This window comes from Vibrio fortis (genome assembly GCF_024347475.1).
Lineage (GTDB): Bacteria > Pseudomonadota > Gammaproteobacteria > Enterobacterales > Vibrionaceae > Vibrio > Vibrio fortis.
The window spans coordinates 723,979-738,533 of the sequence record NZ_AP025487.1 but is presented as its reverse complement, the minus strand read 5'-3'; the positions used below and the strand labels follow the sequence as shown (position 1 = coordinate 738,533).

12 protein-coding genes are annotated in these 14,555 nt (G+C 46.1%); 3 read left to right on the top strand and 9 right to left on the bottom strand.

Features of this window, described 5'->3' with window-relative positions:
* Positions 1 to 187 precede the first annotated feature (187 nt).
* On the bottom strand, positions 188 to 4,084 hold the full coding sequence (gene purL, locus OCV50_RS03280; protein WP_261903697.1) for a phosphoribosylformylglycinamidine synthase: 3,897 nt from the start codon (positions 4,082 to 4,084) through the stop codon (positions 188 to 190).
* A gap of 343 nt (positions 4,085 to 4,427) precedes the next feature.
* Between purL and mltF the strand changes: the two genes are divergently transcribed.
* The gene (mltF, locus tag OCV50_RS03275) at positions 4,428 to 6,026 is read left to right on the top strand and encodes a membrane-bound lytic murein transglycosylase MltF (protein WP_261903696.1); all 1,599 of its coding nucleotides are present in this window, start codon (positions 4,428 to 4,430) and stop codon (positions 6,024 to 6,026) included.
* A gap of 64 nt (positions 6,027 to 6,090) precedes the next feature.
* Here the strand turns inward: mltF and OCV50_RS03270 are convergent, their stop codons facing one another.
* Positions 6,091 to 6,522, bottom strand: a complete 432-nt coding sequence (locus OCV50_RS03270; protein ID WP_261904115.1) for a MarR family winged helix-turn-helix transcriptional regulator — start codon at positions 6,520 to 6,522, stop codon at positions 6,091 to 6,093.
* 139 nt (positions 6,523 to 6,661) lie between these two features.
* Here OCV50_RS03270 and OCV50_RS03265 point away from each other — a divergent pair, with 139 nt between their 5' ends.
* Together OCV50_RS03265 and OCV50_RS03260 are read left to right on the top strand one after the other, a co-directional pair.
* Positions 6,662 to 7,084: an organic hydroperoxide resistance protein gene (locus tag OCV50_RS03265; RefSeq protein WP_261903695.1), complete on the top strand. Its 423-nt coding sequence runs from the start codon at positions 6,662 to 6,664 to the stop codon at positions 7,082 to 7,084.
* A gap of 346 nt (positions 7,085 to 7,430) precedes the next feature.
* On the top strand, positions 7,431 to 7,556 hold the full coding sequence (locus OCV50_RS03260) for a hypothetical protein (RefSeq protein WP_261903694.1): 126 nt from the start codon (positions 7,431 to 7,433) through the stop codon (positions 7,554 to 7,556).
* A gap of 128 nt (positions 7,557 to 7,684) precedes the next feature.
* Here the strand turns inward: OCV50_RS03260 and tadA are convergent, their stop codons facing one another.
* From tadA to OCV50_RS03225, 7 genes are all read right to left on the bottom strand, one after another.
* Positions 7,685 to 8,257 (bottom strand): tRNA adenosine(34) deaminase TadA, encoded by a 573-nt coding sequence (gene tadA, locus OCV50_RS03255; RefSeq protein ID WP_261903693.1) that lies wholly within the window; start codon positions 8,255 to 8,257, stop codon positions 7,685 to 7,687.
* Positions 8,258 to 8,292: 35 nt separating this feature from the next.
* A complete protein-coding gene (locus OCV50_RS03250; RefSeq protein ID WP_261903692.1) occupies positions 8,293 to 9,573 on the bottom strand; it encodes a hemolysin family protein in 1,281 nt (426 codons plus the stop codon).
* Positions 9,574 to 9,745: 172 nt separating this feature from the next.
* Entirely contained in the window at positions 9,746 to 11,308 is a 1,563-nt protein-coding gene (locus tag OCV50_RS03245; RefSeq protein WP_239842400.1) for an AbgT family transporter, read from the bottom strand.
* Between the two features lie 297 nt (positions 11,309 to 11,605).
* Positions 11,606 to 12,055, bottom strand: a complete 450-nt coding sequence (locus OCV50_RS03240; RefSeq protein WP_261903691.1) for a type IV pilus modification PilV family protein — start codon at positions 12,053 to 12,055, stop codon at positions 11,606 to 11,608.
* Positions 12,045 to 13,355, bottom strand: a complete 1,311-nt coding sequence (locus OCV50_RS03235; RefSeq protein WP_261903690.1) for a hypothetical protein — start codon at positions 13,353 to 13,355, stop codon at positions 12,045 to 12,047. Before OCV50_RS03235 ends, OCV50_RS03240 begins: the two co-directional genes overlap by 11 nt.
* Positions 13,352 to 13,987: a PilW family protein gene (locus OCV50_RS03230; protein ID WP_261903689.1), complete on the bottom strand. Its 636-nt coding sequence runs from the start codon at positions 13,985 to 13,987 to the stop codon at positions 13,352 to 13,354. Before OCV50_RS03230 ends, OCV50_RS03235 begins: the two co-directional genes overlap by 4 nt.
* Positions 13,971 to 14,519, bottom strand: a complete 549-nt coding sequence (locus tag OCV50_RS03225) for a GspH/FimT family pseudopilin (RefSeq protein ID WP_261903688.1) — start codon at positions 14,517 to 14,519, stop codon at positions 13,971 to 13,973. The genes OCV50_RS03230 and OCV50_RS03225 overlap by 17 nt, the downstream gene beginning before the upstream one ends.
* Positions 14,520 to 14,555 lie beyond the last annotated feature (36 nt).

Sequence of the window (14,555 nt, the reverse complement as noted above, 5' to 3'; positions counted from 1 at the left end):
AAATAGGGAGGTTATGTGGTACGTTTAACATTTAGTGTTCGCATTTTTAATTTACATAAACAAAAAAGCGCAGGCCTTTCGACCTGCGCTTTGAACTTTTCCCGATGAACTTGACTAGCGTGCGATACTAACCAAGGTTCTTATTACTCTGAGATAGATGACTCTAAGTCAGATTAACCTAATCAAATTAACCGATGTTCTTACGTGCGTTTTGGAACATACGCATCCAAGCACCGTTCTCGCCCCAACCTTCTGGAGACCATGAGTTCGCAACTGTGCGGAATACACGCTCAGGGTGCGGCATCATGATAGTGACACGGCCGTCTTGAGTCGTTAGACCCGTGATTGCGTTTGGCGAACCGTTAGGGTTGTTCGGGTATTGCTGAGTCGCATTACCATGGTTGTCCACATAACGAACTGCAACCGTACCTGATGCTTCAATCGCTGCTAGGTGGTCAGCATCACGCACTTCTACGCGGCCTTCACCGTGAGACACTGCGATTGGCATACGAGAACCAGCCATGCCGTCGAAGAATATAGAATCAGACTTCTGAACTTCAACTAGGCTGAAACGAGCTTCGAAGCGCTCAGATTCGTTACGAACGAAGCGTGGCCATAGGTCTGCACCTGGGATTAGCTCTTTCAGGTTCGATAGCATCTGACAGCCGTTACACACACCTAGAGAGAACGTATCTTCACGCTGGAAGAAACCTTCAAACTGGTTGCGAGCTTGCTCATTGAACAGGATAGACTTCGCCCAACCTTCACCCGCACCAAGTACGTCACCGTAAGAGAAGCCACCACAAGCAACTAAGCCCTGGTACTCTTCTAGAACCGCTTGACCGGTTAGGATGTCGCTCATGTGGATGTCTGTTGCTTCAAAGCCTGCACGGTCAAAGGCTGCTGCCATCTCAACGTGAGAGTTAACGCCCTGCTCACGCAGAATTGCCATCTTAGGCTTAGCGCCTTTCGCGATATATGGCGCTGCGATGTCTTCATTTACATCGAAGCTTAGCTTAACGTTCAGACCTGGGTCAGAGTTGTCCTTCTTCGCTTCGTGCTCTTGGTCAGCACATGCTGGGTTATCACGTAGACCTTGCATCTTATGCGTTGTCTCAGCCCAGATAGTACGTAGTTCAGTACGGTTACGCTCAAGAACTACTGTCTCACCAGAAGTAATCACTAGCTCGTCAGATGCCTCAACAGAGCCGATTACGTGCGAACATGCTTCAAGGCCGTTTACCGCTAGCGTTGAAAGTACAGCGTCTAGATCATCATTCTTAACCTGAAGTACCGCACCTAGCTCTTCGTTGAATAGCGCTGCTAGTGCATCTTCGCCTAGTGCTTCAATATTCGCTTTAACACCACAGTGACCCGCGAATGCCATCTCAGCTAGAGTAACGAATAGACCACCGTCACCCTTATCGTGGTAAGCCACTACTTGATCGTTCGCTACTAGAGTTTGAACGCCTTCGTAGAAACCTTTTAGCTGTGCTGCGTTATCTACGTCTGCTGGCTTGTCACCAAGCTGCTTGTAAACCTGTGCTAGTGCTGTTGCGCCTAGACGGTTTTGACCGTTACCTAGGTCGATAAGCACTAGTGATGTATCACCTTTATCAGTGCGAAGCTGAGGTGTGATTGTCTTACGTACATCTTCAACACGAGCAAACGCAGTGATGATTAGAGATAGCGGAGACGTTACTTCTTTTTGCTCGCCGTTCTCTTCCCACTTGGTCTTCATCGACATTGAATCTTTACCCACTGGGATAGTCAGACCAAGTGCAGGACACAGCTCTTCACCCACCGCTTTCACCGCTTCGTAAAGACCTGCATCTTCACCTGGGTGACCTGCTGGAGACATCCAGTTCGCAGACAGTTTAATGTGTTTGATATCACCGATGTTTGTCGCTGCGATGTTAGTGATTGCCTCACCAACTGCTAAACGAGCCGATGCACCGAAGTCTAGAAGAGCTACTGGCGTACGCTCACCCATCGACATCGCTTCACCGTGGTAAGTATCGTAGCTTGCTGCGGTTACTGCGCAGTTTGCTACTGGAACCTGCCAAGGGCCAACCATTTGATCACGGGCTACAAGACCAGTTACCGTGCGGTCACCGATAGTGATAAGGAATGTCTTCTCTGCAACCGTTGGTAGACGTAGAACGCGATCTGCCGCTTCGTTTAGCTCAATACCATCACGGTTTACTGCAGGGTTATTTGCTTTTAGCGTCTTCGCATCACGGTGCATCTTCGGCGTCTTACCTAGAAGCACATCCATTGGCATGTCGATTGGCGTGTTGTCGAAGTGTGAATCTTCAAGTTTAAGCTCACGCTCTTCAGTTGCGATACCAACAACTGCGTATGGTGCGCGCTCACGTTTACAGATTGCGTCGAATACTTCCATATTCTCTGGCGCAACTGCCATTACGTAACGCTCTTGAGATTCATTACACCAGATCTCAAGTGGACTCATGCCCGGCTCGTCGTTTGGCACGTCACGCAGCTGGAAGATACCGCCACGCTCGCCGTCGTCTACAAGCTCTGGAAGTGCGTTAGAGATACCACCTGCGCCCACATCGTGGATAAATGCGATTGGGTTCTGTTCGCCAAGCTGCCAACAACGGTCGATCACTTCCTGACAGCGACGCTCCATCTCTGGGTTTTCACGCTGTACAGATGCGAAATCTAGGTCTTCAGCTGATTGACCAGACGCCATCGAAGAAGCTGCACCACCACCAAGGCCGATGTTCATGGCAGGACCACCCAGTACGATTAGGCTTGCACCCACTGGGATCTCTTTCTTCTGAACGTGTTCGTCACGGATGTTACCCATACCACCAGCAATCATAATTGGCTTGTGGTAACCACGAACCTCTTCACCTGCGTGAGAGTTAACTTTCTCTTCGTAAGTACGGAAGTAACCAAGTAGGTTTGGACGGCCAAATTCGTTGTTGAACGCTGCGCCACCTAGTGGACCCTCTAGCATGATGTCTAGAGCGTTAACGATACGACCTGGCTTACCGAAATCTGTTTCCCATGGCTGTTCAAAACCTGGAATGCGTAGGTTAGATGTAGTGAAACCAACAAGACCTGCTTTTGGCTTACCACCGATACCCGTAGCGCCTTCATCACGGATTTCACCACCAGAACCAGTAGAAGCACCCGGCCAAGGAGAAATAGCCGTTGGGTGGTTGTGTGTTTCCACCTTCATTAGGATATGAGCTTTCTCTTGGTTGTAACCGTATTGGCGAGTTTCAGGGTTCGGGAAGAAACGACCCACATCTGAACCAACCATTACTGCTGCGTTATCTTTGTATGCAGACAGTACGTTTTCTGGTGTGGTTTCGAATGTATTCTTGATCATCTTGAACAGAGACTTCTCTTGCTTAACGCCGTCGATAGTCCAGTCTGCATTGAAGATCTTGTGACGACAGTGCTCTGAGTTCGCTTGTGCAAACATCATTAGCTCGATGTCGGTTGGGTTACGATCTAGCTTGTTTACGAACGCATCGTAAAGGTATTCGATTTCGTCATCGGCAAGCGCAAGACCTAGGGTAACGTTTGCGTTTTCAAGCGCAGCGCGACCGCCATTGAGTAGGTCAACGTCAGCCACTGGAGCTGGCTCTGCCACTTGGAAAAGTGCTGCTGCTGATTCGAAGTCAGTGAAGATAACTTCCATCATGCGATCGTGCAGAATCGCTTTTAGCTCAACCAGTTGAAGCTCAGATAGCTCTGCCGATGATTCGATATAGTAAGCGGTACCGCGCTCAAGACGTGCAATCTTATCTAGACCACAGTTGTTTGCGATGTCCGTAGATTTTGAAGACCAAGGCGAGATAGTGCCTGGACGAGGAGTTGCTAGTAGAAGAAAACCTTCTGGCGCGTGCTCTTCAATTGTTGGACCGTAAGTCAGAAGCTTTTCTAGTTTCTCAACTTCTTGATCATTTAGGTCGGCTGTTAGATCTGCAAAGTGCGCAAATTCAGCGTAGATGCCTGTAACAGGTAGGCCAAGTTCACGACAAAGCTCTAAAAGCTTGTTAACACGAAATTCAGATAGAGCTGGGGAGCCACGAAAAATTCTCATGTGCTTAGGTCTCTTATGCAATTGATTAAGGTGATATTGGAATAAATTCAGTGGGTTTTAGGAGTAACCTAACTGTTTTTCTTCGAAGCTATTCCGGAAGTAAGCCCGAAGGTTTTGCCAAACCTATGCCGATTCCACCTCTCTGTTGCGGGCGCATTATATAGCAATTATTTTTGTGACGTAACCAAAAAAGCAACCGTTTGCGTCATTTTTTTCATGTTTCTTGGCAATTGTTACTTTTGCTGCATTTCTAGCCACTTTTGCTTCCGTTTACCCAAAGTCACTTTGCCGAGAGCAAACGGTTTGATATAAAGGGGAGTCACTTTTTTGAGATTTCATTTTGATGCATACACTTACGCGCATTTTTTCATCCAAACTTCTTCTCATCGCGATCGTCATTGCCGGTTTATCGGGCTGCCAAATTGAGTCGGAACCGAAAAGCGACTTGGAGCGGATCCGAGAGCGCGGCGTATTAAGAGTCGGAACACTCAATAACCAACTCTCTTATTATATCGGCCCTGACGGCCCCGCTGGCTTGGATTATGAATTAGCTCGAGAGTTTGCAGAGCAGCTCGGCGTGAAGCTAGAAATGAAGCCTGCATATCGCTTGTCTGGTCTCTTTCCCGCTCTTCAAAAAGGTGAGATCGACTTGATTGCGACCGGGCTGACTCAAAACAATGAGCAAACGCGCGGCTACCGTGCAGCTCCAGCGTACTACTACGTGAGCCAACAAGTGGTCTATAAAAAAGGTCAATGGCGCCCACGTAACCTAGAACAACTGATTGAATTTGAGAATAAACGCCAAGCGGAATTTATTGAGCAACAAAACAAAGAACAGAATGACGAAAATAGTGAGTTAGTCACTATCGACGACAGATTGGCTCCTGCTCTCGTTGTGATTGAAGAGTCTCACTTTGAGCCGACTCTCAATCAACTTCAACAATCTAACCCTGACTTTGTTTACGAGTCAGTAGGCAATGCCGACATTAACGATCTATTAAGACAGGTTTCTAAGGGCGAGCTGCGCTTTACCGTTGCAGACTCAATTGAGCTGTCACTAGCGCAGCGACTTTACCCAGATCTTGCGCTTGCGTTCGAGTTAACAGAAGACCAACCCATCTCTTGGTACTTGAAGAAATCAGAAGATGAAAGCCTATATGCCCTGCTGATTGAGTTCTTCGGTAACCTTAAACAGTCTGGTGAGCTTGCAACTCTGGAAGAGAAATACATCGGTCACATCGGAAGCTTCGATTACGTGGATACTCGCGCCTTTATTCGTGCACTGGATAGTAAGCTGCCAAAATGGTCACCTCTATTCCAAGAGTACTCTCAAGAGTTTGATTGGCGCTTAATTGCTGCTCTTGCCTACCAAGAGTCTCACTGGAACCCTGTTGCGAAATCTCCGACAGGTGTGCGTGGCATGATGATGTTGACACTACCGACGGCAAAGAGCGTTGGTGTGACGAATCGTTTGGATCCTAAACAATCCGTTCAAGGTGGTGTGGAATACTTGCGTCGTATCGTCAATCGTATCCCTGATTCAATCACTCAACATGAGAAGATCTGGTTCGCTCTTGCTTCGTATAATGTAGGCTACGGCCACATGATGGATGCTCGTCGACTGACTAAAGCACAAGGCGGCGATCCAAACTCGTGGAGTGACGTAAAAGAAAGGCTGCCTCTACTAAGACAGAAGAAGTACTACAGCCAGACACGTTACGGCTATGCTCGTGGTGATGAAGCCAAGACCTATGTCGAGAACATTCGTCGCTATTACCAAAGCATTATCGGCCACGTAAACAAGCGGACTGAAGAAGAACAGGAAGCGAGTATGGAAGACTTAATCGTGATTCCGCCGCTTGCGATTTCAGCAGCAGATTCAACCATCAGCGGCGCAGTCTCAGCAGCCGAGGCCAGTGACTCAGAATCTAGCGAGCAGTAAACGCGACGCTATCAAAAAAGCCACACCGATGTGTGGCTTTTTAGCATTTGCCTGAAAGAACAGGTTAACTCAGCTTATCCAATACCTTTTCGCACAAACTCTTCAGAGCCAGCAACTCATCCAGTTCCAAGGTTAATTTACATTTCATCGCTTCAGGGACTGATTTCGCCTTAATTTTAAGCTCTACCCCACTCTCTGTCAGTTTGAGCACTCGCACGCGCTCATCTTGCTGACAGCGGCCTCGTTCAACGAACCCTTTTCCTTCGAGTCGTTTTAGCAACGGCGTTAGAGTACCCGAATCTAAGTGCAGTCGTGAGCCTATGTCTTTGACGCTGGCACCATCTTGCTCCCAAAGCACCATCATTACCAAGTACTGAGAGTAAGTCAGCTCAAGCTCTTCCAACAAAGGGCGGTATGCTCGAACCACCGCATTCGCAGCGCTATATAAAGGAAAGCACACCTGATTGTCTAACAACAACTGCTCATCACTACTCATACCGTTCTCATCTTTTGTTTGCACTGGTGAACGCACTAAAAATAAATTGCGCACAATATAGTTGCATTCACAGTTTATTTCGATATAAGATTGCAAGCAATTAAATTGCACACAACTTAAAAGCAAAAAGGTAAACGATATGACAACACTCTACACAACTAAAGCAACCGCTCTTGCTGGCCGCAACGGACAAGTGAAAACAGACGATGGTTTACTAGCACTTGAGCTGGCTTACCCAAAAGAGATGGGCGGCACCGGACTCGCAACTAACCCAGAGCAACTATTTGCTGCGGGTTATTCAGCGTGTTTCTCGAACGCTATCTTACACGTTGCACGTGAAGCGAAAGTTACGCTAGCCAAAGCGCCAGTGACTGCAGAAGTTGCTATCGGCCCAAATCAAACAGGTGGATTTGCGCTTAGCGTAAGCCTTGCAGTCGAACTAGACCTCCCACAAGAACAAGCTCTTGAACTAACTCGAGTTGCTCATCAAGTTTGTCCATACTCAAACGCTGTGCGTGGCAACATTGATGTTGCGGTGACTGTAAACGGCGAAGCAATCTAAGCTCTAACCCGAACTAAAAACACCGGCTCATTGGCCGGTGTTTCTGTATTCAAAGAGTACAGTTATTATTTTATTTGGCGAAAGGCTAACCATTCTCTCGGTTCAATCTGCCACCGTAATCACTCATCCTAAATTTGCTACTTGAAAAGCACCTTTGATTGCCATACATATGAGAAATAACAAGCATCACTTGTCATTAATTTGCAACAAAATTGACCTATAAGGTGGGTGCCGTTGAAGTGACGCTGCAAACTAATATTCCCAGATAAGTTGTATCGGGTATATTCCATCTCAACTCTGGCTGCATAACACAACTGATATTAATAGTGGGAGGCCGTTAAAAAAGATGAAACGTAAGTTACGCTCCAAACGCCTTTATAAAACCGTAGTGGCTAACCGTCGTAAGCGCATGCTGGCCAACAACAAAAAGAAAATCATCTGGCGAAACAGAGCTTTCGTACAGATGCTCTAAACCGAAAAGAACATCATCAGCAAGCATCTAATTTTATCTCGAAATGTCACTCTAATGTTCGTCATAGAGAGCATTAGATGTTTGCTAGAGTGACAATCACTATTGCGAAGTATCGCCACCTGTCCCAACTACATTCCTTGTTGATCTTCTTTAGCTTGCGCTAGTTTCTGTTGCTGTTTTTTCTCTTTGATCTCTTTACGGCGCCTTTTGAAAAACGCCTGTAATTGAGCTCGGCACTCTTCTTCCAACAAGCCATTTTCCACATCTGCATAATGGTAAGACGCTTGGCTATCGAACAGGTTTAATACCGTGCCCGCGGCACCCGCTTTCAAGTCTGGTGCACCAAAGACAATGCGCTTCACTCGACTATGAAGAAGAGCCCCTGCACACATAGGGCATGGCTCTAATGTCACATAGAGCGTGGTATCGAGAAGACGGTAGTTCTCTAATGTTTGACCTGCCTTACGCAGGGTTTCAACTTCAGCATGCGCGGTCGCATCGTGGCTGCCAATCGAGCGGTTCCACCCTTCTGAGATGATTTCACCATCTTTTACCAATACCGCACCAACCGGAACCTCGCCTTCGAGCTCAGCTTGATGTGCTAACTCCATAGCTCGGCGCATAAAGGCTTCATCTTGCGATGTAAATTGATGGTCAGACAAAAGAAACTCCCAAAAACAAAAAAGGCATGCGCTGAGCATACCTTTATTTGATCGTCATCGAAAATGAAATTGCACTATTCAGTGGCTTCTTGCTCTAGTAGCGAGGCCTTCACTTTCATGATTCGGTTGTTCTCAACGGCGATGATTTCAAATACCCATTGTTGACACTGTACGACCTCACCAACATCAGGTAAACGGCCGACTAGCCAAGTGATCATCCCGTTTAATGTTTGAAAGCCTTCTTCTTCCCCTTCAAGCTCAGAAAGCTCTAGGCGGTTTTTAAGCTCGCTGATAGGTATCAAACCATCCACCAGCATGCCCTGCTCTGTCAGTTCCGTCCAAAGATCGTTCGGATGATTTGAAAGCTCACCCGCAATCGCTTCGAGTACATCGTAGTGGGTCACTAGACCTTGTACATCGCCGTACTCATCGACAATAAACGCCATTTGCGTACCCGACTCTTTGAAATAGCTCAGCAAACGCAGACCTTTCATAGACTCAGGAAGATAGATAGGCGATTTGGATAACCCCATGATGACCTGAAGACTCAGCTGATGACTGTTATTCAAAAGTGCTTTTGCCGAAACAGTACCGAGAACCTTACTCATGCCTTCTTGGCACACTGGAAACACACTGTGTTTGGAGCTTTTGATCTTTTTCAGCAACACCTCAATTGGCTGTTCAATATCGAGAAAGTCGACGTCACGACGAGGCGTCATCAGCGAGCTCACCAATCTGTCATCCAACTGCAGAATATTGCGGATCATCTCTTGTTCACCACGCTCAATCACGCCCGTATCTGAGCCCTCTTTGACCAAGGCATAGATATCATCTTCTGTCACGCTATCTTCACTACCATTTCGCCCCATAAGCCTCAGTATCCCCTCTGTAGAGGCAGACAACGCGAACACAAATGGCGTGGTGAGCTTAGAGAGCCAATGAATAGGTAGAGCGACCAATATAGCGATGTTTTCCGCTTGCGATTGCGCAAAGCGCTTTGGCACCAACTCACCTACAACGATCGCAAAGTACGTAATGCCGACAACCACAACCGCAGTCGAGAGAATATTTGCTTGAGTTGCCTCCAGTCCCCATAGCTCTAATTGCACAGCGAGTGGAGCAGAGAGTGTGGCTTCACCGACGATGCCGCTGAGCAAGCCAATAACCGTAATACCAATTTGAATCGTAGAAAGGAACCGCGTTGGGTTTTCTTTTAAGTCTAGAGCGACTTGTGCAGAACGATGCTTTTCAGCTAAACGCTTTAAGCGACTATTTTTTGCTGCTACCAATGCAATTTCTGACATGGCAAACAGACCATTTAAAACAATTAACCCTACCAGAAGCAGAATTTTCATGATGAATGGGATTTCCTAATTTGTACCGGCCAACAATTAGCCGTAATCCGGAGTATAAGCTGAGTGCCTTTCTTTTGGATATAAAAAAGATTGAAAAATAGAGCGAAAAAAAGCCCGCACTTTTCGGTGCGGGCTTAGGAACAAATTAAGCTTAATTTCGCTTAGTTCAATCTTACATGGTGTAAGTGTATGGAGCTTGAATACCCAGCGGGATACCTAGCGCCCAGTAACCTAGTAGGAAGATAGACCAACCAATTAGCATTGCGATAGAGAAAGGCATCATTAGAGAAGCCAGTGTACCGATACCTGTCGACTTAACGTAACGTTGACAGTAAACAACAACCAGTGGGAAGAACACCATCAGTGGAGAGATGATGTTAGATACAGAATCGCCCACACGGTAAGCTGCTTGAGATAGCTCTGGAGAGATACCCACCGCCATTAGCATTGGAACTAGGATTGGACCAATCAGAGCCCACTTAGCTGATGCAGAACCAACTAGAAGGTTAACTGCTGCTGTTAGAAGGATCATACCAACAACTGTCGCTTCACCCGGTAGGTCCATCGCTTTCAGGCCTTCAGCACCGTATAGCGCTAGCATAGTACCAATGTTTGATTGACCGAATGCAGACAGGAACTGTGCACAGAAGAACGACATTACAATGTATGCGCCCATCGTTGCCATTGTGTCAGACATTGCTTTGATAACATCGTTGCTGTTCTTAAACGTACCAGCAACACGGCCGTAAACGATACCTGGGATGATAAACAGGATGAAGATCAGAGGAACGATAGATTTCATTACCGGCGCAGAGAACGCAGTTAGCTCACCTTCAGGAGAACGAAGTGCCGAGTTTTCTGGAATAAGAGCTGCAACCAATAGTGCGATACCAGCAACCATTGCCCAACCCGCGTAGCGGAATGCTTTAGATTCAATCGCTGTGAACGTACCTAGGTCTGGTGCTTCTTCAGCATCTTCATCAACTGGTGTGTTTGCAAGACGAGGCTCGATGATCTTCTCAGTTACGTACCAACCGATAGCAACGATAATGATTGAAGATAGACCCGTAAAGAAGATATTCGCTAGTGGGTTGATCACGTAGTCTGGGTCAAGAACGTTTGCCGCAGTTTGAGTGAAGCCCGCTAATAGAGGGTCGATACCTGAAGGGATAAAGTTTGCAGAGAAACCACCCGATACACCAGCAAACGCTGCCGCGATACCCGCTAGAGGGTGACGGCCTGCTGCGTGGAAGATGATACCACCTAGTGGAATAACCAGTACGTAACCTGCGTCAGCTGCTGTGTGAGAAACGATAGCAACCAAGATTAGCATTGGTGTAAGAAGTTTAGCTGGCGTGAAGTTCAGCATCTTCTTTAGGCCTGTAGTGATGAAGCCTGAAGAGTCAGCAACACCAACACCTAGCATCGCTACCAGTACGATACCCAGCGGTGCAAAACCTGTAAATGTCGTCACCATGTTCGCTAGGAAACTCGCCAGAGCCTCACCAGTAAGTAGGTTGTTGACTTCTAGAGCATCACCCGTACGAGGGTTGATTAGATCGAATGAAACATTCGACAAAAGAGCAGATGATACCCATACGATAACGAGTGCCCAAAAGAACAGGATCGCAGGATCTGGGATCTTGTTACCGGCACGTTCAATGAAGTTTAGAAAGCGATCCATACCACTGATTTTCTCAGAAGCAGGAGCTTTGTTTACTGCTTGGTTACTCATGGTAACTCCATATGTGATGTTGTGTTATTTAGGCTCAATATAGTTGTTGACCAGAGCCTATTGGTACAGCACATATTCTATTAAAACCACCCAGAAAAAGCACAAGATTCCACCTAAAATTCCATAAATGGAGACATATTTTGCAAAAATACCATATGGCAGCAACAAGATAAAAACACAAAAAACACCATTCCATATACAGTTTTTTAACTAGCACGTAAACAATGTCCGAGGAGTGAAAATTATCAATATTGAGGTGATAGGGAAAGGAGTACGATTAAACGTTTGCGTGATGAATCAATCAAATTCACTGTATTTAGAAAGCATAGTATCAAGCGTTATGCTTTGTGTTTGACTCATCCGATCTTGCCATGCAACCGTGACAGTAATGTTGCGCAGAGCACTCGATAAGGCACCATCTGCATTTACAACCGAGCAACTGAGCGAGTATACAGAACCCGATAAACCAGAGAGCGGATTTAAGCTATCGGTGTTGAGACAGTGATCCGTATGATGAAGTTCCGAGAAGTTGATCAGCCCAACCGCACCGCTGACATCATTCGCTCGAGTTCTGTAGTACTCTAACTGCCTTTCAGCAAAGTGAAGTGCTTCCACACTCTGAATCGCATAGTCTGCTTTCTGCTCGGTATAAGTCTGTAGCTTAACCATGCCTAACGCAGCCACACCCACCAATAGAAAAGAGATAAGTACTTCGAGTAAGCTAAAACCGCTTTGATTAGAAGTCATTCCAAGAACCCTTTTTCCATTGTATTTCGACAGGCTCATCATGTGGGTTGTATTCTCCCCGATAATCGAGATTCATCGAGCCTTTGATCGTAGAGAGCCCGCCCAATGAATCCAAAAATATGCCCCCTTTAGGAAAGAAAGAAGCGTTAGCTATGTAGACACTATTTTCTTTAACCAACAAAGAGTAATCCATTGTTGTTGGCAACTTGTTCCAACTATCTGCGAGCAAGTCTGTATTATTTTCTGCACCTAAAGAGTCCTCGAAGACACTCATGTCATTCAAGTGATAAAAAGCACCATCAAATACACTGGCGTTTCCATTTGCGAATATCCCATTTTCGACCACTAAAGATCGAGGCGTGATCGTTCCTGCGCTATCGACAATATTAATGGCTGGGTGCCAAACTACACAGTCTCCAACAACCCAGACTTTCGTTTTCCCTGATGCAAAGGCGTCATTAATTAGAGTGCTACACTCCTTGCCCTGATATTTATTGGTGTTCGAATCTAAATCGACATGCACGATATTCCCCTGAGAATCCGTCTCCAATAGGTTTATTACCTCATATTCATTACTTTTAAGGGCATTGATATTGTCTACGGTTTTCTTCACACCAAAGTAGTTTTCGAAACCATTTAAATGAGTGTCATGAACGTAATCACTCTTAAAAGCACCGCTAGGATCACTCCCCGATGCAGTCACCGTTGCACTCTCACTTAAGTCAGTCACCGCCTCTTTACAACCACTAAAATCTGCAGGTGCACTATCAGGCCGAGAAGCTGTGGTTAAACTTCCCCCAGCACCTTTGACGTGTGTTACAGAGTCGAAAAATCTTACCGCCACACACTCATACACACCACTATTCCCGGTTTCACTTAGTTCAGGATCGATGTCCATGATGTTTTCAGAAATGATTTCAAGGGCAGATATTGTTTGAATGGCTCCTAAACCCGCATCATTGGAAAAACGGATTTCTTTATTGAGAGAGGTTCGATTGGCGGTTGAAACAAGAACATTAGGGTTGTCTAAAGATCTATCCAAATAAGAAAGTTCATTGCTGCAGGAGTCCAACAGGTCATTTGGGATGGAAGAGCTGCTGTTTTCAACGATCACGCTAATACCGCACTCTAACCCACCTTCGGCATTCCAATGGTCCTTGCGGGCTTGTACCTCATTTTGCGCGCGCTTAATTTGATAGTAAGTGGTTTTGAAGCTGCCAAGAGAAACAATCAGCACACCAATCAATAGAATGCTGACCAGCAGTAATGTGACTGCTCCGTTTTGCTTCTTAAATGTCATTGCCAATTCCTTTGGACAACGGTAGTCATCACCTTTTGACTCACATCTGCATTCACTAAAGATGCCTCAAGCATCATATCGACCTTCTGTGAACTCGCCTGACTGTTCGACATCCCCTCCGTCGACACAGAGAAACTATCTACCTGAATTTGCCGCTCAAAGAACAAGCTTTGACAAGTCATGGTCACATCCCCGCTTGCATTGTTAAATGGCTTTTCATTAGTCGCTAAGAGTTGTGTTGATTCACCTTGGCAGTAATTGAGCTTGTTATCTTTAAATTGATAAACAATGCTTCGATAAGCGGACGACGCGCTGTTTTGCAGATACGCGAAGCCAAGGTAAACCTCATCTGCACTCACCTGTCGGACATAAATCGTATCTGATGCCCCGGACAACTTTACTGATTGCCCTGAATTAGAGTTATAGCCAGCGCGCCAAATCTCTTCTTTCATCATTTGAGTCGTGGAAAATAAGTTTTGAGATAGGAGTAACTCTAAGCTTTTCTCTGAACTAAGGCGCTGATTAGTGATAAACACACTACCAATCGTTCCTATCACGATCACACCGATTGCAGAGGCCACCATCATCTCAACCAAGGTACTACCTTGAGCAGACTTAATTGCAGATCTCATAATCATAGTGACCAATACTATTTCGCCCATCGCTGTTTGGATCGCTACTGCAAATCCGAATGCGCCCTGTTGTATTTGATGCTTTAACCGAGAGCTCTTCAGACGGCGCATTCACCGAAGCCATAGTGACGTTGCCGTTGATAAAACGCCCTCGTACCCCATCAATCGAGATTGAATTCTGATTCAAGAAATTAAACGAGACTTTGATGTCTCGATAAGCGGCGCCATCAAGGTGCATCAATACATTGTCGGGAACGTAAGAAGCTGTTGTGCTGAGAACCATATCCCACTCTCCTTCCGAGTTCTCGATCGCCCCCAAACCATTCGAAATAAGAAATAAAACGTACAGTTCTTGATTACGAATAATTGCTTCAGAACGCGCCGTAACAAAGAAGCCATGAACTTCTGGGGCAAGCCTTTGAAGTTTTGAAGACGCTAATAGAGAGCTAAAACTCGGGGCAGCAGTGGCCAATAGTACTGAAAGTACCACGACAGTAATGAGCAGCTCTAAAAGCGTAAACCCGCGAGTCATTTCCCAAATCCCTATGTAACGTATTGCGTAATCATA